At 41.4% G+C, this 23,931-nt stretch carries 21 protein-coding genes; all 21 read right to left on the bottom strand.

Translation table 11 applies throughout. The features are described from left to right. Window positions 1-13 precede the first annotated feature (13 nt). The 21 genes from spoIIGA to WD019_RS01155 all read right to left on the bottom strand — a co-directional run bounded on the left by spoIIGA (window position 14) and on the right by WD019_RS01155 (window position 23,887). Window positions 14-934: a sigma-E processing peptidase SpoIIGA gene (spoIIGA, locus tag WD019_RS01255; RefSeq protein ID WP_026675955.1), complete on the bottom strand. Its 921-nt coding sequence runs from the start codon at window positions 932-934 to the stop codon at window positions 14-16. A 178-nt stretch (window positions 935-1,112) separates the two neighbouring features. Then, on the bottom strand, window positions 1,113-2,264 hold the full coding sequence (gene ftsZ / locus WD019_RS01250) for a cell division protein FtsZ (RefSeq protein WP_026675956.1): 1,152 nt from the start codon (window positions 2,262-2,264) through the stop codon (window positions 1,113-1,115). Between the two features lie 76 nt (window positions 2,265-2,340). After that, the gene (gene ftsA, locus WD019_RS01245; protein ID WP_026675957.1) at window positions 2,341-3,624 is read right to left on the bottom strand and encodes a cell division protein FtsA; all 1,284 of its coding nucleotides are present in this window, start codon (window positions 3,622-3,624) and stop codon (window positions 2,341-2,343) included. Between the two features lie 142 nt (window positions 3,625-3,766). Continuing rightward, window positions 3,767-4,120: a small basic family protein gene (locus WD019_RS01240; RefSeq protein ID WP_026675958.1), complete on the bottom strand. Its 354-nt coding sequence runs from the start codon at window positions 4,118-4,120 to the stop codon at window positions 3,767-3,769. 2 nt (window positions 4,121-4,122) lie between these two features. Continuing rightward, the gene (locus tag WD019_RS01235) at window positions 4,123-4,821 is read right to left on the bottom strand and encodes a DUF881 domain-containing protein (protein ID WP_081412531.1); all 699 of its coding nucleotides are present in this window, start codon (window positions 4,819-4,821) and stop codon (window positions 4,123-4,125) included. Then, entirely contained in the window at window positions 4,811-5,518 is a 708-nt protein-coding gene (locus WD019_RS01230) for a DUF881 domain-containing protein (RefSeq protein WP_026675960.1), read from the bottom strand. Before WD019_RS01230 ends, WD019_RS01235 begins: the two co-directional genes overlap by 11 nt. Next, on the bottom strand, window positions 5,502-6,287 hold the full coding sequence (locus WD019_RS01225) for a cell division protein FtsQ/DivIB (protein WP_026675961.1): 786 nt from the start codon (window positions 6,285-6,287) through the stop codon (window positions 5,502-5,504). Before WD019_RS01225 ends, WD019_RS01230 begins: the two co-directional genes overlap by 17 nt. 179 nt (window positions 6,288-6,466) lie before the next feature. Then, window positions 6,467-7,381, bottom strand: a complete 915-nt coding sequence (gene murB, locus WD019_RS01220; protein ID WP_154657875.1) for a UDP-N-acetylmuramate dehydrogenase — start codon at window positions 7,379-7,381, stop codon at window positions 6,467-6,469. Window positions 7,382-7,423: 42 nt separating this feature from the next. Next, window positions 7,424-8,533 (bottom strand): undecaprenyldiphospho-muramoylpentapeptide beta-N-acetylglucosaminyltransferase, encoded by a 1,110-nt coding sequence (gene murG, locus WD019_RS01215; RefSeq protein WP_425710415.1) that lies wholly within the window; start codon window positions 8,531-8,533, stop codon window positions 7,424-7,426. A gap of 126 nt (window positions 8,534-8,659) precedes the next feature. Then, a complete protein-coding gene (gene spoVE, locus WD019_RS01210; RefSeq protein WP_026675964.1) occupies window positions 8,660-9,760 on the bottom strand; it encodes a stage V sporulation protein E in 1,101 nt (366 codons plus the stop codon). Between the two features lie 102 nt (window positions 9,761-9,862). Next, window positions 9,863-11,218, bottom strand: a complete 1,356-nt coding sequence (murD, locus tag WD019_RS01205; protein ID WP_425710414.1) for a UDP-N-acetylmuramoyl-L-alanine--D-glutamate ligase — start codon at window positions 11,216-11,218, stop codon at window positions 9,863-9,865. Further along, window positions 11,218-12,198, bottom strand: coding sequence for a phospho-N-acetylmuramoyl-pentapeptide-transferase (gene mraY / locus WD019_RS01200; protein WP_026675966.1), 981 nt, complete (start codon window positions 12,196-12,198; stop codon window positions 11,218-11,220). The genes murD and mraY overlap by 1 nt, the downstream gene beginning before the upstream one ends. Next, window positions 12,195-13,574, bottom strand: a complete 1,380-nt coding sequence (locus WD019_RS01195; protein WP_425710413.1) for a UDP-N-acetylmuramoyl-tripeptide--D-alanyl-D-alanine ligase — start codon at window positions 13,572-13,574, stop codon at window positions 12,195-12,197. Before WD019_RS01195 ends, mraY begins: the two co-directional genes overlap by 4 nt. A 1-nt stretch (window position 13,575) precedes the next feature. Continuing rightward, window positions 13,576-15,039, bottom strand: a complete 1,464-nt coding sequence (locus WD019_RS01190) for a UDP-N-acetylmuramoyl-L-alanyl-D-glutamate--2,6-diaminopimelate ligase (protein WP_425710412.1) — start codon at window positions 15,037-15,039, stop codon at window positions 13,576-13,578. 162 nt (window positions 15,040-15,201) lie between these two features. Next, the gene (locus tag WD019_RS01185; protein WP_425710411.1) at window positions 15,202-17,121 is read right to left on the bottom strand and encodes a stage V sporulation protein D; all 1,920 of its coding nucleotides are present in this window, start codon (window positions 17,119-17,121) and stop codon (window positions 15,202-15,204) included. Between the two features lie 92 nt (window positions 17,122-17,213). Beyond that, a complete protein-coding gene (locus WD019_RS01180) occupies window positions 17,214-19,346 on the bottom strand; it encodes a penicillin-binding protein (RefSeq protein WP_425710410.1) in 2,133 nt (710 codons plus the stop codon). Window positions 19,347-19,359: 13 nt separating this feature from the next. After that, a complete protein-coding gene (gene ftsL, locus WD019_RS01175; protein WP_026675971.1) occupies window positions 19,360-19,725 on the bottom strand; it encodes a cell division protein FtsL in 366 nt (121 codons plus the stop codon). A 13-nt stretch (window positions 19,726-19,738) separates the two neighbouring features. After that, a complete protein-coding gene (gene rsmH, locus WD019_RS01170; protein ID WP_026675972.1) occupies window positions 19,739-20,671 on the bottom strand; it encodes a 16S rRNA (cytosine(1402)-N(4))-methyltransferase RsmH in 933 nt (310 codons plus the stop codon). Between the two features lie 40 nt (window positions 20,672-20,711). Then, window positions 20,712-21,143 (bottom strand): division/cell wall cluster transcriptional repressor MraZ, encoded by a 432-nt coding sequence (gene mraZ / locus WD019_RS01165; RefSeq protein ID WP_026675973.1) that lies wholly within the window; start codon window positions 21,141-21,143, stop codon window positions 20,712-20,714. Between the two features lie 127 nt (window positions 21,144-21,270). Next, entirely contained in the window at window positions 21,271-22,896 is a 1,626-nt protein-coding gene (gene bshC / locus WD019_RS01160) for a bacillithiol biosynthesis cysteine-adding enzyme BshC (protein ID WP_425710409.1), read from the bottom strand. A gap of 94 nt (window positions 22,897-22,990) precedes the next feature. After that, the gene (locus WD019_RS01155; RefSeq protein WP_425710408.1) at window positions 22,991-23,887 is read right to left on the bottom strand and encodes a 2-dehydropantoate 2-reductase; all 897 of its coding nucleotides are present in this window, start codon (window positions 23,885-23,887) and stop codon (window positions 22,991-22,993) included. Between the last annotated feature and the right edge of the window lie 44 nt (window positions 23,888-23,931).

The raw sequence follows: 23,931 nt of genomic DNA, 5'->3' as shown, positions 1-23,931 counted from the left end.
TTTCCAATCAAACTTATGAAGCGCTGTCCTTATAATTCATCATCATTAACTCCGGATGGACGATGCATGTAAATTTCCCTTCGCTTGATAATGGCGTGAAGTTTAAGCCGACAAGCACTTTTTTCGTTACAATTTTTTTAGTTTCACCTGTTATGACAACAGAGTCTGGCTTAATCGCCGTTAAAAAATGCTGGTCCCTACCGACTGATCGATATGGAATGACGCGCAGCCGCGATTCCCACGGATGATTTTCTCCTTCATTGGTAAAGGCCGAAATATCTTTTGCAAGCCTTACAATTGGCTCAGGGAATAAAGAACCATGTTTTGTCATATCCAAAATCATAACCGGCACTTTTGTAATCGGATCAACAAGCTTGTTGCCACTGTCGATTAGGCCGACAGAGTGAATGACGCAATCATCAATTGAAATTTGAACGTTTACTAATTCCGAATAATGAATCTTTTCAACCTGGATATCATCTACCCTTCGTTTTGAAAAATACCAAATGATAGGAAAACCGAGAATGACAAATAGCCAGCTTAATGGATCCCCTAATCCTGTCCCATTTGTGACGAACATTCCGCTTTGTATCGCCAGATCTTTCTCTAAAAAATAATGAGCTGCAAACATCCCTCCTCCGGTGACAAAGGTTACAAAATAAAACATCAGCACATTTTTAAATAAATAAGTAAACTTATAAAAACCAAATGAAACCACCATAATGACAAATGAAAACAGAAGCTTAATGAACGGATGATATAATGAGATTGTTGAAGGAATAAATAATAATAAGACGTAAGAAGACCCAATGAATGCACCGGCTATAATTCTCCATCGATTCAGTTTTCGCTTTAAAAATAGGCCAGTTAACATAATGAGAAGCAAATCAATGCAAAAATTTAGAAACCAAATGACATCAAGGTAGAGCGTCATTTGTTTTCTCCTTTCGTTAAATTTAAAATCAGTATAAAAGATTATAAGTATGAAGTCTGTCAATTTATGAGACAAGAACCTTTATAATTTTGAAAGGTTTTGTCAAAGTCTGTAGTCGAAAACGATTGATTTTCGGCCATTAAAAAATCCACGTTCCAATTATGGAACGTGGATTTTTTTATCTGCGGCGATTGCGATTGCGATTTCGCAAAAATGCAGGTATATCAAGTGTTTCAGAGTCAGATTGGCTTGTTTGCTGCGTATTTCTTTGTTCCCGCACCGGCTCTTCACGCTGAATGGTAGGCTTTGGTTGCGGTTTAGGATTTGTAGATTGCTGGAATTTTGTCCTTGGCGGCTCTAAGCCCTGTGAATTTTCTTTTTCATCAAATCCGGTCGCAATAACCGTAACAAGAATTTCGTCTTTTAAATTTTCATTGATGACCGATCCGAAGATCATATTTACTTCAGGGTCAGAAGCGGATGAGACGATGTCTGCTGCTTCGTTTACTTCATACAGGCTTAAGTTAGAACCTCCCGTAATGTTCATAATCACACCTTTTGCCCCATCAATCGATGTTTCAAGTAATGGAGAGGAGATTGCTTGTTTGGCCGCCTCTGCAGCGCGATTGTCCCCTGTTGCAATACCGATACCCATTAATGCCGATCCTCTTTCCGTCATGATTGTCTTCACATCGGCAAAGTCAAGGTTAATTAATCCAGGTGTTGCAATGAGATCGGAGATACCCTGGACACCCTGGCGCAAAACGTTATCTGCTTCGCGGAATGCTTCTAGCATCGGCGTATTTTTATCAACGATTTCAAGCAATCTATCATTCGGGATAACAATCAATGTATCTACTTTTTCTTTTAATACACTTATCCCTCCAACAGCTTGAACCGCGCGTTTTCTCCCTTCAAATGTAAAAGGGCGGGTAACGACGCCGACTGTTAATGCTCCAAGTTCCTTTGCGATTTCGGCGATGACAGGAGCTGCGCCAGTACCTGTACCACCGCCCATTCCAGCAGTGACAAACACCATATCGGCTCCGCGAAGAACTTCTTCAATTTGCTCTCTGCTCTCCTCAGCAGCTTTTTTGCCGATATCCGGATTAGCACCTGCCCCTAACCCTCTTGTTAATTTTGATCCGATTTGCATTTTAATTTCTGCTTTAGAAAGGTTGAGCGCCTGTGCATCTGTGTTGACGCATATAAATTCAACGCCTTGTACTCCATGCTCAATCATGCGGTTTACCGCATTGCTTCCGCCGCCGCCTACACCTATTACTTTAATTGTTGCCAATGAATCCATATTCATATCAAACTCTAACATGAGCGTTCCTCCTAATGACGATTTCCTCTGTCTCTTAGATGAAGTCCAGGTTGACTGTCTTCCTTGAACTTCTTTCTTAGTCAAAAAATAATCCAAACCAATTTTTCACTTTGGATTTCACTCCGCCGCTTTCTTTTTCAATTTGTTTGGACACCTTTGGCTCTTGCTTTCTCTTTTGCTGAACTTCGTATCCTTCTTCGCTAAGTGCTGCTGCTACTTCTTTCCCTTGAACTTTAATATTGCGATAAGTAAATTGAATCAATCCGACACCAGTAGTATATTGAGGTTCTCTTACCCCAATGTAATCCGGAAGGGACACTCTGACATTTTGTTGAAAAATTTCTTGGGCTAATTCCAAAAGTCCCGGCATGGAAGCGACTCCGCCTGTAATTACAAATCCTCCTGGTAATTCATTATACCCGTGTCTCGCAAGCTCGTCATCTATCATTTCGAACATTTCAGCCAGTCTTGCTTCTATAATGTGTGCTAAATCTCTCTGGCTAATTTCCTGTTCCGCCGATGAACCAATCTGGGGGACCTTAAACGTTTCATCAGGTGAGGCAAGGTCTACAAATGCATGGCCATGCTTTAATTTAATTTTATCCGCATCTTCCGCTGTCGTACGCAGGCCGATGGATATATCTTTCGTAATATATTCCCCACCAATTGGCAAAACGGAAGTAAACTGCATCGATCCTTGATCAAAAACGGAAACCGTTGTCGATCCCCCGCCAATTTCGATTAACGCAACTCCTAATTCTGTCTCATCCTTTGACAAAGCGATGGAGCCCGTTGCCAGAGGTTCAAGACAAATATCAATAATTTCCAAACCTGCTTTTTCTACGCAGCGAAGCAAATTATGTAAAATGGTTTTCGAACCGGTGATAATGGTTCCTTCCATTTCAAGTCTAACCCCGAGCATGCCTCGCGGATCAATAATTTCATCCGTTCCGTCGACGATAAACTGACGCGGAATAACATCAATAATTTCTCGTTCGGGAGGAATGGACACGACTTGCGCTGCCTCTATCACGCGAGCAATGTCTTCATCACCAATTTCTCTGTCTTCACTTGATACAGCTACAACGCCATGACATGGCTCGAGCTTAACATGATTTCCCTTTACACCTACAATAACACCATTAATCGGTATTCCAAGCATTCGTTCAGCCTGTTCAACCGCCTTTTTAATTGAACGAACAGTTTCATCAATATCTATAATTGAGCCTTTTTTAATACCTGCTGATTTAGCATGTCCTACACCAATTACATTAAAGGATTCATTGGTCATTTCTCCAATGATAACTTTAATATTGGATGTACCGATGTCTAAACTCACATAAATCTCATTGCTGTTCATTCTCTGGCACCTCCTTTTAATCTATTAATCGGTTTATAATCCGAATGTTTAATTATAAAAAAAAGAGTTCGTTATCTAATTAAGAAATTAATTCCACAAGAGATGGTGATTCCCTCTTTTTTTCTTTAGTTTTCTCGAAAAATTATTGATTTTTCCGTGCATTTGTCCATTTATCCATTACAAGTCTTCGTATCACAGCTATATTATTAAACAACCTTACACCAAATGCAAATATAGCGGCAAGATAAAGGTCAATTCCAAGCTGGACTCCTAAAAAGCTAAGTCCACCCGCTAAAAGAATGTTAAAGAAGAAGCCGGTGATAAATACTTTGTCTTCAAATGTACCTTGCAGGTGGGCACGCATCCCTCCAAATAATGTATCTAAAGCGGCTAGAACGGCGATAGACAGATAGTTTGTATAATCAGGAGGAATTCGAATGTCCGTTAAATATCCAAGCACGAGACCGATAATTAAACCGAAGACCGGAAGCCACATGCTTATCCCTCCTTTACTTGCTTCATATAGTTCACACGGATTGGCTTGCTATATGGGGGTAATGTTAAATGTTTAACCGGCTTCGAGGTAATGTTTAAATTTTCTCTCACAAAATCCTCGGCAGACTGTGAAGCAATAATTTGAGATTTAAGCTTCTTTGGATCTTTTGCAATGACGCGAATGATAATCGGAAACGTTGAAATTGGTTCATTATTCACGTACGTTTTTCCATTAACAAGGCGAATGGAAGAGCGTGAAATGATCCTTTCACCATTAATTGAAATATCTTTTGCTTCATACCGGTTCAGTTCATTAACAAGTCTCTCTAGCAATGCCGGAAACATTGCTGGATCTATTTTTCCCGAAAGTTCCTCATTAAACGGTTCGATACGAATTAAAATTCCTTGTCCGCTTTTTTTCGTTAATCCAGCTTCTGTTTTTAAGTCTTTTAGGGCCTCTTTCATCGCTAATAATTTATACTCTTTCGTCCTGCTTTGATAGTCGTTGAGTAACTCTTCATTTTTTTCTACTTCTTTATTGAGCTCCATCTGCTTCTTTTTTTCTTCTTCAAGAGCCGACCTTAGTTGCCATATATCACGTTTATCTTGTTTTTTAGGATGATTCGTTGTTTGAAATTGAATAGCAAGCATAAATCCTAGAGTACATGCCACAAGGCTTAGCGCGATCCTTCTATCCTTCAATTTCGTTCTCCTTTTCAGCTAATAAAGGCTCCATTCTTATTTCATCTTTTTTAGAGATGGAAACATCGATCCCCTCTGAAGCGAGTACATTTGCGATATACAAGTTCAATGATTTTTCCAGCGTGTCTTTATTTCCGATGGCGGAAATAACAAATGGAGCAGGATATTGATTGCCGTCAACGCTAACAACAGGACCGATACAAGAAATGTAGCTATTATGATTGATCCGTTGTCCATTAACAGCAACCGCTTCCGCTCCGGAAACGAGAAGTTCATTAATCACTTCCCGGATATGTTCCTCATGAACGATATAGTTGTTCGGATTTTCTCCATCGGGTATATAAGAAGAATCAGAGAGGGTTACTTCAATCCCTTCTCCTTTCACTTTAACCTCGCCTACGATCATTCGAAGCTGCTTTAATTCCTTTACAAGACCGGCTGAATTTTTTTCTTCGTTCGCCACATTTTCTTCCTTATCTTGCACTTTTTGTTGAATCACTTTTAGTTCATTCGATAATTGTTTGTTCGTTTTTTGCACATCTAAAATCTGCGACCTGAGGCTATCTTCTTTTTTCCATTCTTCACTTATTCGGTTCGATGTTTTTTCTGTTTTTGCCAGCTGATAGGAAAAAGAAAGGAAAAACCCCGTAATCAGCAAAATGAAAGAATAAAAAAGATATTTACCGCTTGCTTTCATCTCCTTGAGCCCCTTTCTTTGGAAATTCATCAAAATATGTGCTTACATCCATATTGATGATTCCTTTTTTTCCTGGCCCAAGTTTCTCAACAACTGAAGGGTAAGCTTTCATTTTTTTGGCAAAACCAGACACGGTCGTGCGAACAATATATCCATCCGTCATGTACAATGTGATCTGGTCTTTCTTATCATCAGTTGGGGTAAGATGAATTTCGGAAATTCGATGAATCATGCTTTCTGGAAGCTTTTTAAGCTCGGCCGCCATTTTTTTTAACAGGCTGGCATCCTCCCCCTCCCATTCATCAATAATCGGGGCGTTTACCGGCAGCTTATCTTTCGCGAGCGGCGAGAGAAATGCACCATTTTGAAGAATCGGATAATAGCGGCCCTCTCTTTTTAAATAAGCTACTTTTTCATATTCCGTTACATCGATTACAAGATGATTAAAAAACTTTTTATGTAAATGAACGGAAGCAATTTCGTCGATTTTTTTTACATTGGTCCGTACTTCTTTTTCCGATACATTTAAAAAATTTGTATCTTCCGTTATTTTACTCGCTCGCCTGATCTCCTCATCGCTAACAGAAACGTTTCCGCTAACTGTAATTTTATGTACGCGGCTTAAATCAGACTGAAAGTAAACAATAGTCAAGATTAATAGAAAAAAAAGGGACAAGTAAAAAATCATACGCCTGTTTGCTTTTTGTTTTCGTTGCATTTTCAATTTCGGAATTCGATCCTCAATTGGCACAACTTTCGGCTTGTCCATCTTTTCTCCTCCATTTTTTGAAATGAAAGCGGAAACGGACGAATAAGCACGCCGTTTCCGCTTCATTATAACATATTCCGTGAATTAATAATATTGTTCAACAAGGAGGACAAACAGAACGGCGAAATCCTACCGTAATGTTTCCCGGACGTTTTGAACAATCTTTGATATGGCATAATTCATGAGTTCGTTCTGCCAATAATCTCTACTTCTGTCTCCATATCGATCCCATGTAATTCTTTTATTTTTTTCTTTATAAAATCGATTAAATCAAGGACGTCCTTTGCTTTTGCTCCACCGGTGTTTACGATAAAGTTGGCATGCATTTCGGAAATTTGTGCCCCGCCGATTTTTGTTCCTTTTAAACCAGACGTTTCGATTAAGCCGCCAGCATAGTTTGGGAGCGGATTACGAAACACGCTTCCGCAACAAGGATGATTCCATGGCTGCGTATTTTTGCGGTAATCTTTGTTTTTTCTGAGCTCGGCCATGATCTCTTCTTTTTCACCTTTATTTAAACGGAGCACGGCTTCGACACAAATTCCTCCTTCTTTTTGAAGAATGGACGTACGATAAGAGAATGCCAGCTCCTCGTTAGTTAACCATCTTAAGCTTCCATCCGGAAATAAGATACGTGCTTTCGACACGATTTGGGACATATCCGAGCCATGGGCGCCTGCATTCATATAGACCGCCCCGCCGACAGAGCCTGGAATGCCAGCAGCGAATTCCAAACCGCTATAACCTTCCCTTGAGAGAACAGTTGCAAGCGTCACAAGTGAGTATCCTCCCCCGACTGTTATCTCTTCTTCATTTTTATAGAGATGGTCAAGGCCTTTCCCTAGTTTAATAACGACACCTTCAATTCCATTATCGGAAACTAATAGGTTAGAACCCCGTCCAATGGCACGAAACGGCACCTTTTCTTGCTTAATCAGTTCCAGCGCTCGCTGCAATGAATCTATGCTTCCCGGTTCAAAAAGTATATCTGCCGGGCCACCGATCTTTAATGTTGTATGATTTTTAAGGGGCTCATTTTCGAGAACCTTACCTAAATTTTCTTCCCTTAATTGTGCTGCAAGTTTTTCCAACATTCTCCCCCCTATTTATGCTTCTTAACTCATCATATGTGTTCTTTATTTAAAAGTAGCCGTCGATTTTGAGAGGTCTTTCATCACTTCATAAAGCCGATTCGCCGCATCCGGCATCCCGAGTTGCTTTGAAGCTTTATGCATTTTTGACCACTCTTTTTCATCTGTAAGAATGCGGTCAATATGTTGAACAAGAAGCGAACCGTTCATATCTTTTTCTAAAATAACAACGGCAGCGCCCTTGCTTTCGAGTGCCCGGGCATTTTTTTCCTGATGGTTATTCGTTACGTATGGACTGGGTATTAAAATGCTCGGGATGCCAAGTGCGGTAATTTCCGCGATCGTTGTCGCACCTGCTCTGGCAACTACAAGGTCCATGCCCGCAAGCACTTCCGGCATATTATGAATAAACGGGACAATCGTAACATTTTTTGGATTCCCGTGTTTTTTAACCTGTTCCAGAACATGATCGTAATGAACTTCCCCTGTCACATAAACAAATTGATAGTTTCGCTCCCCGACAAGATCGAGTGCTTCGAGAAAAGCTTCATTGATCGGGCGCGCTCCCCGGCTTCCACCAACAATTAAGACCGTTTTCTTTGCCGGATCAAGATGAAGAGATTCTTTTCCTCTTTTGCCGTCTTTATCTTTCACTTCTTGAGCCCTTGGATTTCCCGTGTATACAACCTTTTCTTTCGGAAAATATCCGGCTGCTTCTTCAAAGCAGATCGCTACTTTTTGAACATACTTGCTTAAAAACTTGTTCGTTAAACCAGGAATGCTGTTTTGTTCATGAACGATTGCAGGGATGTTCAGTTTGCTTGCCGCATAAACAACAGGGCCGCAAACATAACCGCCTGTTCCAATAACAATATCAGGCTTAAACTCTTTCAGCAGTTTCTTGCTTTTTGAAACGCCTTTTAAAAAGCGAAGCACGGTTTTTATATTTTCGACAGAAAGACTGCGTTTAAAACCGGTAATTTGAATGCTTTCAAACGGAATGTTTTCTCTTGGAACTAGCTTTGATTCCAGCCCTTTTTCCGTCCCAATATATAACAGCTCTGACTCCGGATGAATTTTTTTAATTTCTTTCGCAAGGGCAAGCGCGGGGTAAATATGTCCTCCCGTTCCTCCACCACTTAATACAATTTTCATTTTCATACCTCCGAAAAACGGATTCAAAAAAACAATGACCCTGTCAGTATGCCGGACAGGGTTATTGCAAGCCATCCTCAATTAGAATAAGAGAATTTAACGTTAAATACAAGAATTTTAATACATTTAATATTTAGCATAGCGGCTTATATTTAAGAGCACGCCAATCGAAGCGAGCATTAACGTTAACGATGAGCCGCCATAGCTTAGAAAGGGCAGCGTAATTCCTGTAACCGGGATTAAGCCAGTTACGACACTGATGTTAATCATGACCTGGATCGCAACCATCGCGACGATGCCTGTAGCAAGAAAACTTCCAAACAAATCAGGGGCACCGAGCGCAATTCGAATGCCACGCCATAATAATAGGCTAAATAAAAGCAAAACGAGCGCCCCACCGATGAACCCGAGTTCTTCAGAAATGATCGCAAAAATGAAATCGGTTTGTGGTTCAGGCAAATAGCCGAACTTTTGCCGGCTTTGTCCAAGACCAAGGCCGAGCAGCCCTCCAGGACCGAGAGCATAAAGGGATTGGATAATTTGAAATCCACTGCCCTTTGGATCGCTCCATGGGTCAAGAAAAGACGTGATCCTTTTCATTCGATAAGGAGCCGAAGCGATAAGCCCGACAAAGCCGGCTATTCCCAATAAGCCCAATCCAGCAAAATGAGCAATTCTCGCACCCGCAACAAAAATCATGACGATGCATGTCCCGACCATGACCGTTCCAGTCCCTAAATCAGGCTGAAGCATGATCATCCCAAAGGCAAGCATGACGAGCGATAAGGTAGGGAGCAGCCCTTTTTTAAATGAAGTAATTTTCTTTTGATTCGCCGCCAGGTATTTTGCCAGAAAGGCGATCATTGCCAGTTTCATAAACTCCGAAGGCTGGATCGAGAAAGCGCCAATACCGATCCAACTCCTGGCACCCCCGCGCACCATTCCAATCCCCGGAATTAATACGACGATGAGCAGCAGGAAACAGACGAGCAGCAATATTTTTGACCATTTTTGCCATGTGTGGTAATGAATATTCATAATAAAAAACATCGCAGCGACCCCGACACCTGCAAAAAGAAGCTGGCGTTTTGCAAAAAAGAAAGCGTCTTTAAACTTATAGACTGCCATGTCCGCACTTGCACTATAAACCATCACAATGCCGAGAGACAAAAGTAAAAGTGTCGTAACGATCAATACTAAATCGGGTGTTGATCTTTTGGACGGCAAGGAAAACACCTCAACTCTTTTTAAATTGGCTCGTTCCTATTCAATAAAGCCACAGTTTAAAAAGGAGGGATGCCCTCTCTTTTTAACCGACTTGTACAAACCTTACTTAAGTTTATGCACAGCGTCGATAAAGATGTCTCCTCTTTGTTCAAATGTTTTATATTGATCCCAGCTGGCGCATGCAGGCGATAGTAAAACGACATCACCCGGTGAGGAAGTACCGTAAGCAACAGGAACAGCTTCTTCCACATTATCAACACGTTTAATCACTTCTATTCCCGCTTCCCTGGCTACCCGTTCAATTTTTGGCGCCGTCTGCCCGAACGTTATGATCGCTTTCACCTGGTTCAGGTAAGGCTTTAGATCATCAAATTCATTGCCACGATCCAATCCCCCTGCGAGTAAAACGATTGGTTCATTGAAGGCGGAAAGAGCAGCCTTTGTCGCCAAAATATTAGTTGCTTTTGAATCGTTGTAAAATTTCCGCCCTTCAACGATTCCAACATATTGTGTGCGATGCTTCACGCCTGAAAACGTCGCCAGCACGTGAACGATTTGTTCTTGTTTCGCACCGCTCAACCTGGCGGCACTGATTGCCGCCAAAATATTTTCTAAATTATGTTTGCCCGGAAGCACGATTTTCTCTAACGGAATAATGGCCTCATTTTGGAAATAAACGATCCCATCTTTAATATAAGCGCCATCTTCACAAATCGATTTCGTTGAAAACGGAATTTTTTTCGCTTTTGAATGTTTCACCAGCTCACGAATTCGTTCATCACTCTCGTTGTAAACGGTATAGTCCTCCGGGGTTTGCGCTGCAAAAATACGTGCTTTAGCTGCCCCGTAATCTTCCATTGAGCCATGATAGTCGAGATGGGCTTCAAACAAGTTAAGCAATAGAGCCACTTTTGGATGAAACGTTCTCGTCCCCATTAGTTGAAAGCTCGACAATTCGGCAACGATCACATCTTCTTCTGTCGCTCGATCTGCCACTTCACACAATACGGTTCCAATATTTCCGGCAACGAGCGGACGTTTCGCACTGTTTTTAAGCATTTCGCCAATGAGCGTTGTTGTCGTCGTTTTCCCGTTGGATCCGGTTATTCCAATAATATCAGCTTTCGAAATGATTCCGGCAATTTCCACTTCTGTAATGACAGGGATATTTTTTTCCAGCGCTCCTTTCACAATCGGATTGCTATACGGAATACCCGGATTTTTAACGACATAATCAATTCGCCCATCAAGCAAACTAAGTGGATGCCCGCCGCAAATGACATGAATGCCCTTGTCCGCAAGCTCTTTCGCCTGTTCATTTTCTTCAAAAGGCGTACGGTCGTTAACCGTAAGTATGGCGCCATACGAATGAAGCAGTTTTGCCGCTGCAAAACCGCTTTTCGCAAGTCCGAGTATTAATACATGTTTCCCTTTAAATTCTTCCCTTTTATCCACCATCAAACCCACACCTCAATATAAATTCCGAGCGCAGCAAAAAGAAGGCCAACCGCCCAGAACGTGACTACAATTCTCCATTCAGACCAGCCGCACAGTTCATAATGATGATGCAGCGGACTCATCTTAAAGATTCGTTTTCCTCTCGTTTTAAATGACCATACTTGAAGCATGACGGATAATGTTTCGATCACGAAAACACCGCCGATAATGACTAACAATAGTTCTAGTTTCGTTATAATGGCAATCGCGCTTATCGCGCCGCCTAAAGCAAGAGAACCGGTATCGCCCATAAATACTTTGGCAGGATGGGCGTTAAATACTAAAAATCCGAGAACAGCGCCGACAATTGCGACGGCAAATACGGCCGTTTCGGATTGGGATGGGCTCATATTGGAAGCCAATACCGCAAATGCACCAAAGGCAATCGCCGAAGTGCCCGCGAGTAGTCCGTCCAATCCGTCCGTTAAATTAACTGCATTCGATCCGCCGATCAACATAAAGACAACAAGGACCGGATAAAACCATCCAAGCTCAAAATCAATGTGGAGTCCGGGAATCGTAAGCTTTGTTGAAAAATCCGTATTTAAAAGGCCAATATAAAATACAGCGGCGATGATTAATTGCCCGAGCAATTTCTGCTTAGACGTTAACCCGAGATTTCTTTTCTTGACCACTTTAATAAAATCATCGAGAAAGCCAAGCAGTCCATATCCGATTGTAACAAATAACAATAAATACGTTTTCGAAGATACATTAAAAAATTTCAAATTCATCACATATGTCGCAATTACAGCGGCAAGTACAATAATAATTCCGCCCATCGTCGGCGTTCCCGATTTTTTCTGGTGAGATTTTGGCCCTTCTTCCCGTATGCTTTGGCCGAATTTCAACCTGCGTAAAAAAGGGATAAAAAACGGCGAACTTATAACGGCAATAAGAAAAGAAGCAAGAAGGGTAAATAACAATACTTGTTCGATCATTTTCTTGCCTCCTCTTCATCTATAAATTCTTTTACTAACGTTTCCATCTGCATTCCTCGAGATGCTTTAAAAAGAATGACTGTATCCTTTGAAAGTTTTTGCCCGATATATTCTTTTGCTTCTTCTTTTGTAGGAAATATCGACACACTCACGCCATCTGGCTTAAGGGTTTTAAGTTCCTCGCCAATCCATCTTCCTTTTTCCCCGATCGTAACAGCTTCGGTAATAGGAGTTGTTATATGCGGGGCAACTGCCCGGTGCATCGATTCTTCCTCGTTGCCGAGCTCATACATGTCGCCAAGCACAACAACTTTTTTCGGATAATTATTTAATCCTTTTATGGCTTCAATTGCAGCAATCATGCTTGTCGGGCTGGCATTGTACGCATCATTAATAAGAAGAGCCCCTTTTTGGCCTTTATATTTTTCCAGGCGCATTTTTGTCATGGTCAAGTTCATTAATCCTTCTTTGATCGCATTTTCTTCGATGTTCAAGTAATGCCCGACTGCTATCGCATATGCGGCGTTTTTCACATTATGCTTTCCTAATAGCGGCAAGTAGTAGGTTGTCGTTCCGCCTTCCAATTGGAAGCTGTAGCCATTTTCGTCCCCTTCAATATTGTCGATATGCAACGTGGAATTCTCATTATAGCCGCATTTCAATACATTTTTTGAACAAACATGTTCTAATAGGGGTTCGTCTCCATCAATGATCAAAACTCCGCTTTCTTTTAGACCGTCTTTTATTTCAAGTTTTGCTTTTGCAATCCCTTCCCGGCTGCCGAGCGCCTCAATATGGGACTCGCCAATGTTGGTGATGATCGCAACATCGGGCTCTGCAATTTTGCTTAACAACGAAATTTCGCCAAACCCGCTCATTCCCATTTCTAGAATAAGTACTTCTGTTTGTTCGGGCATTGACAAAATCGTAAGCGGAAGTCCGATATGATTGTTGTAATTGCCTTTCGTTTTATGGGTTTTAAAAGTTGTTGCGGCAACACTTTCGACCATATCTTTCGTCGTCGTTTTCCCGTTGCTGCCAGTTACGCCGATGACAATCGGGCGTATTTTCTTTAAATACAGCTTTGCCATTTTTTGCAGAGCACTTATCGTATCTTCTACAAAAAGGATAGGAAAGGACGGATCAAGGTCATCCGGAAGTGGCTCACCTTGTTTCCAAATAGCTGCAATCGCCCCATTTTTTATTGCATCCATTAAAAAATGGTGTCCGTTAAACCGCTCGCCAATAATCGGAACATATAAAGATTTCACAGATGGCACACGCGTATCTTTCGTCACTTCCTGGATGATTGTATTTTCAACATTGCCTCTTGTAGTTAAGGCGATGTTTACATAGTCCTTTAACAACATTTTCATTTTAGTTCTTCGCTCCAATCGCTTCTTTTGCTACTTGGCGGTCATCAAAATCAAATACGTTTTTCCCGATAATTTGATACGTTTCATGACCTTTTCCGGCAATTAAAACTATGTCGTCTTTCTTCGCCTGGTTAATTGCATACTCAATGGCGTCTTTTCGATTGACAATTTTTACGTACTCTTCTCCCTCGACGCCTCTCTCCATATCTTGAAGAATTGCCTCGGGATCTTCAGTCCGCGGATTATCGGATGTAAATATTGCTGTATCCGCATGCTCTACTGCGATTTGCGCCATAATCGGTCGCTTCGTTTTATCGCGGTCACCGCCGCAACCAACAACAACATACACCTTTCCGGTTGCAAATTCTTTGATCGCCATAAGCGCATTTTCCAAACTGTCCGGAGTGTGTGAATAATCAACGATCACCGTAAAATCTTGACCCGCATTGACCGTTTCAAATCGTCCCGGTACCCCCTCAACTTGTTCAATTGAGTGGATGATGGCATCAAGTGAAATTCCAGATCCAAGCGCTGCCGAAATCGACGCGAGAACATTATAAACGGAAAATTTCCCGATAAGCTTGATCGAAACCTCTTTTTTCTCCTTTGGAGTAACTAAGGTAAACGATGTTCCTTTAGCCGTAATGTTAATATTTTTAGCCATAATGTCAGCCGGTTGATCAATTCCGTACGTAATGACTTGAGCTGACGTCATCCTTTTCAACCGTTTCGAGGCGGGATCATCATTGTTCAATACAGCGATTTTTTTATTTTCTTTGCTGTATGTATTTCCTAATTGAGAAAACAGCAGGCCTTTTGCATGAAGATATTCATCCATCGTTTCATGGTAATCCAAATGGTCTTGCGTTAAATTTGTAAAAACGGCGATGTTAAAATCACATCCGCGGACACGCCCCTGGTCCAGCGCATGTGAAGACACTTCCATGACTGCCGTATTGACCTTTTCATCTACCATTTGTTTAAACGCTTTTTGAAGGAAAATACAATCCGGGGTTGTATTGGAAACTTTATAGCTTTCACCGTTAATCTTCATATCAATCGTTCCGATTAATCCGGTACGGTTGCCGCAATCGCGGAATATTTTTTCGATGATATGGGATGTTGTTGTTTTTCCGTTTGTGCCTGTTATCCCGATTAAGTGTAACTGTTTTGTCGGCTGGCCATAAAATCGGTCTGCTAAAATGGCCATCGCCCTCTTCGTATCGCTAACACGAACGACCGGGACCGTTGTTTTTACATCCTTTTCTGCCAGAACAGCAACCGCTCCGTTTTGTACGGCTTCATGGACAAAGTCATGTCCGTCAAGAGTAAGCCCGTCAATACAAACAAATAAACTGCCCGGAGCTTTTATGCGAGAATCCATATTAATTGCTGTAATGTCAGGATTTTGTTTATTGTCTATTGTGGTAAATAGCAATTCATTTACGAGTTTTTGAAGCTCCATGTTATCATGACCTTTCATTTTCAATATAAGTTTTAGGGAAGCAAGAGCCAGGCTAAGGCTTAGCCATCATTCTACGCTGCAGCGAACTTCTTTTTCAGAAAAAGAAGCCAAAGCGAAATCCGCTTGGGCTTTGCATACACATCTATTTTAATCGTCGGTCGCCTATTTGTCACCCATAAAAAGACGAATCGTTGAACCGGGCTTCAGTTTGACACCGGGTTTTGGAGATTGTTCGACGACAACATCGCCGGAGCCTGACGCATCTATTTTTAAATCATACATCATGTCGCCGAGTTCTTCACGGGTTTTTCCAACAAGGTTCGGAAGCTTAATAAGCGGCTGGTCGAGATAAGTTCGTTCTTTTTCAATCTGCTTCGTTCGTTTTTCAACACCCATTGCCCGCAGGCTGTCATCCATAATCTTGCCGACGATTGGCGCGGCTACCGTACCCCCGAATTGAACCGTTCCTTTCGGATTATCAACCGCCACATAAACGACAATTTGCGGATCATCTGCAGGAGCCATTCCAATAAAAGAAACGATATAGTTATTTTGCAAATATTTCCCGCCTTCCGCTTTTTGCGCCGTTCCTGTTTTTCCTCCGACTCTGTAGCCTTCGACGAAAGCATTTTTCCCTGTTCCGCGTGCAACGACATTTTCAAGGGCATAACGGACTTTTGCGGACGTTTCTTCCGATATTACTTTGCGTCTTAATTTCGGTGTTTGCCTCGAAATCACTTTCCCTGTATTCGGATCGACGAGCTCTTTTGCAATATATGGTTCGTATAAATAACCGCCATTTACGGCCGCAGACACGGCAGCCACTTGCTGGATCGGCGTAACCGCAACACCTTGACCAAAAGCTGTCGTCGCCAGTTCAAGCGGTCCGACATTGTTTAAATTAAATAAAATGCCTGTCGCTTCACCTTGAAGATCGATCCCCGTTTTTTGACCAAATCCGAATTTTTTAATATAAGAAAAGAGTTTCTCCTTTCCTAACCGTTGTCCTAACATAACAAATCCCGGGTTGCAAGAATTTTCCACCCCTTCTAAAAACGATTGGCTGCCATGCCCGCCTCTTTTCCAACATTTTAATTTCCGGCCAGCGACTTCAATATAGCCTGGATCATTAAAATGATCTTTATCTAAATCTACTTTTCCTTCTTCAAGGGCTGCGGCGAGTGTAATAATTTTAAACGTTGATCCTGGTTCGTACGTTTTCCAGACAGGCAAATTCCGATTGTACACTTCTTGCGGAACCCGTTTATAGTCTTCTGGATTAAAATTCGGCCGGCTCGACATGCCTAATATTTCTCCTGTGTTCGGGTCCATGGCCATCGCAATGATGGAATCAGGGTTATACTTTGCTTCTGCATTATCCAATTCTCTTTCGATGATCGTCTGAACCCGTATATCCGCTGTCAGCTTTAAATTATATCCATCTTGTGGACGTTTGTATTTATCAGATAAAGAAGGCATTCTTCTTCCTCGCACATCAGAGAAGAACGAAACATATCCTTTCTTCCCTTTTAATTCTTTATCATAATAAAGTTCTAGCCCTGTAAGACCTTGATTGTCGATACCGGCAAAGCCGAGAACATGGGATAAATAACTGCCAAATGGGTAATGGCGCTTACTATCTTCCGCGACAAAAACGCCGGGAAGGTCTAACATTCTCACTTTATTGGCTAATTTATTGCTAATCTTCCTTCCGCCTTTATCTAAACGAACGATGCTTGCCCTTTCTGTAATTTTTTTATAAACATAGCTTTTCGATATATGTAATGTCGAGGCAAGTTTTTCAGCTGTTTCTACAGAATTTTTCACTTGCTTTGGAACGACGTAAACGGTCGGTGCACTAATGTTTGTGGCGAGTGCAACATTGTTCCGGTCAAGAATTTCGCCTCGTTTCGGTTCAAACGGAACGTCCCTGCTCCATGAGTCAAGTGCTTTTCCTGTCAGCCAATTGCCGACGACAAACTGAACATAGCCAAGCCTCACGGCAATGATGAAAAAAAACAATAGCCCGCATAATAAGACAAAAATTAAGCGCCTGCGTACCGTCACATTAGAAACTCGCAACTAAATTACCTCCTCTTGTCGGCTCGTTTCAATATATGCTTGTACACAGGCGCTTAGAACGCTTGTCTTTTTATTCAATTGATCTCATTTTATTAAGGATACTGCGGCTTTAATTCGATTTTTAAATGATCATCATCTTTCACGACTACATTTTTCCGAATATCCTGGTTGACGACAAAGCCTGACCCGGAAACCGTTTGATTTAGATTCATCACTTTAACAAACCGCATCGCATCCATAAGCGACCAGCCCGTTAAATCAGGCATTTTCACCGTTCCATCGGTCCGTAAAATGACCCGTTCCCCTTTTAGCACTTTCGTCCCTTTTGCCGGCTCTTGCGCGATGATCGAATCACCCGTACCGAGTTTAACCGGGCGCAGCCCCTCCTCTTTTAGGCTGGCCGTTACATCATCCACATTTTGCCCTGAATAATCATCCATCGCAATTCCTTTATCTTCGGCCAGAACTTCTTTTTGTCCCGTTTTATCTGTTTTTACCGTCGGTGCGATGTTTAAATATTGCAAACTGTTTTTTGCGACACTGTTAAAAATTTTCGCAACCGGTTCAGAGCCTGTTTCTGTATCTTTTAAATGAGGCTCTTGAACGGCAATGTAAAAGACGAGTTTCGGATTTTTTTGCGGCGCCATGCCTAAAAATGAGAAAAGATAGCTGGATTTTCCGACTTTATACTTGCCGGTTTTTTCATCAGCGATTTGGGCCGTTCCCGTTTTCCCCGCAATGTCATAGCCTTTCACATTGTACAATTTCCCGGTGCCATCTGTTACGACTTTTCCGAGCAATTGGCGGACATGTTTTGCCGTACTTTCGGAAATTGGCCGGCTAACAATTTCTGGTTCATGATCTAAAACGACTTTTTTCGTTTTTGGATCAACTATCTTTTCAATGGCAAATGGCTTCATCATTTTTCCGCCATTTGCTACCGCTGTCGCCGCCTGAACAAGTTGGATCGGAGTGACCGTCGACCCCTGGCCGAACGCCGTTGTCACTTTTTCTATTTCTCGCTGAAAGAGAAGGGTCCCTTTATTTTCGCCAGCCAGGTCGATGCCCGTTTTCTTGTCGAATCCAAATTTTTTTAAATATTGGTAAAAACGGTCAAATCCAAGTTTCTCTCTTGCTAAAATCGAAAAGGCGACGTTAGATGATTTCTCAACACCTTCATCAAACGTAATACTGCCCCATCCCTGGTTCCAGTCATGGATCGGTGTAGGGCTGCCCGGAACTTTATAGGAACCGGACTTGTATTTCGCGCTACCGTCATAAACGCCTTCTTCAATGGCTGCTGAGAGTGTAAATATTTTCATCGTTGATCCAGGTTCAAACGTGCCACTAATAGCATCGTTCGTGAAATTTGTAATGTCCCGTTTATTTAGATTGAAATCAGGATGGTTCGCCATCGCGAGAATTCTTCCTGTTTTCGGATCAGCGACAATGCCGATCATTTTTTTCGGGTCGTACTCTTTTTCAACTTGCTTCATCGCTTCTTCTAAATACAATTGAATATGGTCGTCGAGTGTTAAATAAACGTTATCCCCGTTTTTCGGCTCGATAATCTTCTCTTTTGAATCGGGTAGCTTTAATCCGTCCCGATCGCTTTGAAATAGAATTTTGCCGTCTCTTTCCGCTAAATACTCATTGAGCGACCTTTCAACCCCCATTACGCCTTCTTCTTTTCCATTTTTGTGTGCTGTGTAGCCGATGACATGGGAGGCGAAATTTTGATTCGGATAATAACGCTTTGTACTTGGTGTGAATTCAATGCCGGGAATATCAAGCTTTTCAATCTTCTCCTTTTGATCCTGGCTTAAATTTTTCCACCCCGGTGGTTCTACCTGGAACAATCCTTTTTTGCTTAATGTCGCTTCAATTGTCGCTTCATCTTCTTTTAAGATCGGGGCAAGCTTCACTGCCGCCTCATGAGGGTCTTTTATATATGACGGCTGGTCTTTTTTCAAAATCGCATACATATCGTATGCCGCAACATCTTTAGCGAGTACATCGCCGTTCCGGTCAAAAATCGTTCCCCTTTTTGCATTAAGCGTATTTTCACTTGTCCATAGCCGCTTGCCAAGCGCCTTCAGGTCTACATGATCCACATTTTTCGCATAAGCAACATAAAAGTACCGCCCAATCAATACAAAAAAGAGCAGGGTAAACACGAGCATAATGACCCCCGCTCCTAAATTGATATGTTTCTTTCTACCCATTGTTTCACTCCGTTTATTCGTTTCCTACATTTTTTACCCGTTTTTCATTTAATTCCATGCCTTTTTCTTTCGCAATCTTATAAATGCGCTCTTTCGAACTTAATGAAATGACTTTATCATTTAAATCACTTACAATCTTTGATTCCGTTGTAATTTTTCCTTTGAGATTTTCAATTTTAGAATTCGCTTTATAAAGCGCGGCGTAGTTTGAAACGATAAATAGAGCGCCAACAAGAAGCATAATGCCAGCCAGCGACCAGAGTAATTTTTCCCCTTTTGTAACCCTTTTTTTGACGATTTCTGTACGGATTTTTGGCTGTACAGACGTATTCGGTTTCATTTGCTGCTGTCTTTGAATGTTATGTGCTAAATTATCCAACTCTTTCTCCCCTTTATCTTTGTTTTTCTGCAACCCTTAATTTCGCCGAACGAGAGCGGCGGTTCTCTTTAATTTCATCTTCTCCTGGCAGAATGGGCTTTTTCGTAATGTTTTTCAAAATCGGCCTTGCCTCTTCCGGAATAATTGGAAGTCCGGGTGGCAAATCAGGCGGTGTGCTGAATTTTTTAATGATTGTCTTACATGCCCTGTCTTCTAATGAATGGAAGGTGATGACGCTCAGCCTTCCTTCAACGTTTAATAATTGGATCGCATCATGGATGGCTTCTTCAAATGCTGCCAGTTCATCGTTCACTGCAATCCTGATTGCTTGAAATGTTCGCTTGGCAGGATGTCCGCCAGTTCTTCTTGCCGGGGCGGGAATCGCTTCTTTAATTAAATCGGCAAGTTCACCTGTCGTCTTGATGGGTGACTTCATTCGCGCACTTTCAATTTTCCTGGCGATTTGTTTTGCAAATTTTTCTTCACCATACCTGGAAATGATTTTTACAAGTTGTTCGTACGGCCATTCATTAACGACTTCAAAGGCGGACAACGGGGAATTTCGATCCATTCTCATATCAAGGGGCGCATCGTGCTGGTAACTAAAGCCTCGTTCCGCTTCATCCAATTGAGGGGAGGATACGCCTAAATCAAATAAAACACCATCCACTCCTGTAATTCCGAGATCATTTAATTTTTCTTTTAAATAGCGAAAATTACTTCTTATAATCGTAAATTTGCCCTTATACTCGTTTAAAATCGCTTCTGCATTTTGAATTGCTTTTTCATCCTGGTCAAATGCGAACAAATGTCCTGTCGTCAATTTGGAAAGAATGAGTTTGCTATGGCCCGCTCCTCCAAGTGTACAGTCAACATATATTCCATCCGGTTTAATATTTAATGCATCAACTGCTTCTTCTTTTAATACGGTGATGTGGTCAAACATGTAAAACTTCCCTTTCTCTTTCAACATGTGCTTGATTGTGCTACAGATCAAAGTCCATTAAACTCTCGGCAATCTCCCCGAACGATTCTTCCGATTCCTGGAAGTACTCTTCCCAGATCGATTTGCTCCAAATTTCAATTCTATTCGATACACCGAGTACAACACAATCTTTTTCAAGTTTTGCATATTCCCTTAAAGGTGGTGCAATGTTTACTCTCCCCTGTTTGTCCAACTGGCATTCGGTTGCACCTGAAAAGAAGAAGCGGGTAAAGGCTCTTGCATCTTTTTTGGTGAATGGGAGTTTTTTCAGCTTCTCTTCGAGGACTTTCCATTCCTCCAGCGGGTAGCCAAAAATACATTGATCCATGCCTCTCGTTAGAATAAATGTATTTCCGAGTTCTTCACGAAATTTAGCGGGGATAATCATACGCCCTTTGTCATCAATATTATGTTGGTATTCACCCATGAACATTGGAACGCTCCCCCACTTTCTACCCCTACTCTACCACAACGCTCCACTTTTCACCACTACAAGTATAATTCGTGTGCGAAAAAAAAAATCCTGCTGTCCTAGCAGGATTTTTTTATCTGAAATTCCTTCAAATATAGACAATTTTATGTTGATCATCGAATGGAAGTGATGCGTTCATCAGATCGTGAATAAGGTCAAACCCATAGTCATTCATATAGTAAAAAACGTTCCATGTCCGCTCTTGAAGCTTATGAAACGGTAACAATTCAAGCGCCACCGCGTCAAATTTTTCAAGCGGTTCTTTAAACCTTTTTTTCATTTTCTTTTCCATTTTATGATGTAAATAATCAACTTCATGCAAGATGCGATTTAAATTAATGGTCGAAAGCTGCACTAAACTTTTATCAATTTTTTCAGCAAGTCCTGAAAGTTCTTTATGAATTTTTGCCATTTGTTGTTTGCTGTCGGTTATTAAAGGTTCTATCTCATATGGCTTATGCGCTTCATACCACGCCTTTTTTTCAACCTCTGTCCCTGACTTGATGACATGCTTCGCCTCAAGCCCTGTATCGTCGAGCTGTTTCTGCGTCTGTTTGGAAACGATCGTTAACGAGAGTCTCGGGATAAGCGGCGGCATTTTTAAAGAAAATTCATTAAAGATTGGTTTTAATGCCGACCAATAGGCAATTTCCCCGGAGCCTGCAATAAAGCTGAGCGTCGGAAGTACCCATTCTTGCATAAGCGGACGGGTGACTACATTATTGCTAAATAAATGCGGTTTCTCCTTCGCCATTTCCATCAACTGATCTTTCGTGTAGCGGACATCCCCTTCTTTTGAACGGAAGCCGCCAGTCCCGTCACGGAATAATAAAACACGCTCCCTATTAATGTATAAAAACAAATGAGCGTTATTTTCTTGATATTCGATCGGGCGTGGATAGTTTTTATTTTGCAACGTTTTTAATCCTTCCACAAAACGCCGGTCCACTTCTTCATTCTTTTCAATTAAATTGACTAAATATTCGGACTGTAGTTGTTTAAAGTTGGGATCGCCCGAATCGAGGAGGACAAGTCCATAGTCTCCAAAAAGGTACGTAAGCAGGTGGGCAAATGAGTCAACGATTGTATCACTTGCATCAAAAATATGATGTACTTTTTTCACGATGTCCTTTGTGAATTCCGTTTCGCCAAATTGCTGAAAAACGCCATCGCTCCACTTTACAGCTTGTTCTTTATCCCATTTCATAAGAGAAGCCGAAGTTTTTACTGGATCCTCCGCTTGCAGTATTAATTTTTCAGCAGAGTCGTTTTTCTTTATGTATACATGATTAATCTCGTCATAATCATGATCTTCTCCAGCAATCCAAAATATTGGAATGACAGGTATGCCGAGAATGCTTTCTTTTTCTTTAGCAAATTTTAAAATGCTTATACATTTATGAATCGTATACAACGGACCCGTTAATATCCCTGCCTGCTGGCCTCCGACGACAACAACACTTTCCTTATTTTTTATTTTTTCGATATATTCCACCGTACGATGCGAACAATTAAATTTCCGATTATACGTGAACAAATAGTTGGCAAGGGCATCTCTTTGAAACTTCCGGGTATAAAGCTCTTCAAGCCTTTTTTGATAAACCTCCTGATTGTGATAGTCATAATTAAACATATCTTGAACATTTTCGAATGAATGTTTGTAATCTTTGGCAAGGATATTCGCCTCAGGAAGGGAGAAATTTTCGATCCTCATGTGTTAACTTCCTTTCTATACGGATGTAAACCCTCTTGTAACATATGCTGATATGAGTATAGCAAATGAACCTTATTTCCAAAAAGAAAATGCTTCAAGCTTTTCTTTGATGCTCCATTCCCTTAATCGCTTCATAAACGAATGAAGTGTAAGGGACTTCAATTCCTTGTTTTTGAGCCAGTTTTAGAACATAGCCGTTAATGGCGTCAATTTCAGTTTCTTTCCCATTTTCAATATCCATCCGCATAGAAGATTTGTTGTTGGACGTATTTTTGCATATGGCCATTACATTTTCAAGCAATTCATCTTTCCGTTCAATCTTAAGGATTCGGCATGTTTCATGAAACAAACCGACCATTAATGATTGATAATGGGGATTATCGATTAATTCCCCGTTTCTAATTTGAAAAATGGCCGTTAATGGATTGATTACACTATTGGCAACCAGCTTTTCTTTTAGTATCGGCCGGTAATCTTTATATATGATAACCGGAAACCGCTCATTTGAAATCTGTTCCCATAATCCCGCATCGATAGGGCCGCGAAAAGACGCAAGCTTTACTCTTCCGATTCCGGTGTGAACAATCTCATATTCCGATGTTCTAATGGCTCCATGCTCAACAACGGCAACAGAAATCTGTTCATTTTCAAGATGTTGAAGCAATTCGAGATGGCCCATCCCGTTTTGAACAAATAATAGTTTCGCTCGTTTTGCCCTCGAATCAAAAAGAAGCGGCTTTAGCCCGGAAAGTTGAGTTTGCTTCACTGCAATAATGATGTAATCCGCATCATAATTAAAGTCTTGAATCGATTTCGCATTCACCTCAACTACCCTTTTGTCCGCGTCAATCGATTCATAATGGAGCCCATTTTCCAATAACTTTTTTGCCTGATTAGCAGACTTTGTCCAGATTGTCACATGAGCTTCTTGCTTAAGAAAATGAGCGAACAATAGGCCAATGGCCCCGCCGCCAATGACAGAAATTTTCATAACGTTTTCCCCTTCCCATCTACTATTATCTTCTTTCAGTTTAA

This window comes from Fictibacillus sp. Mic-4 (genome assembly GCF_049843615.1).
Taxonomy (GTDB): Bacteria; Bacillota; Bacilli; order Bacillales; family Fictibacillaceae; genus Fictibacillus_A; species Fictibacillus_A gelatini.
Note: the sequence above shows the minus strand (reverse complement) of the source record. Positions and strands in the feature narration are given on the sequence as shown.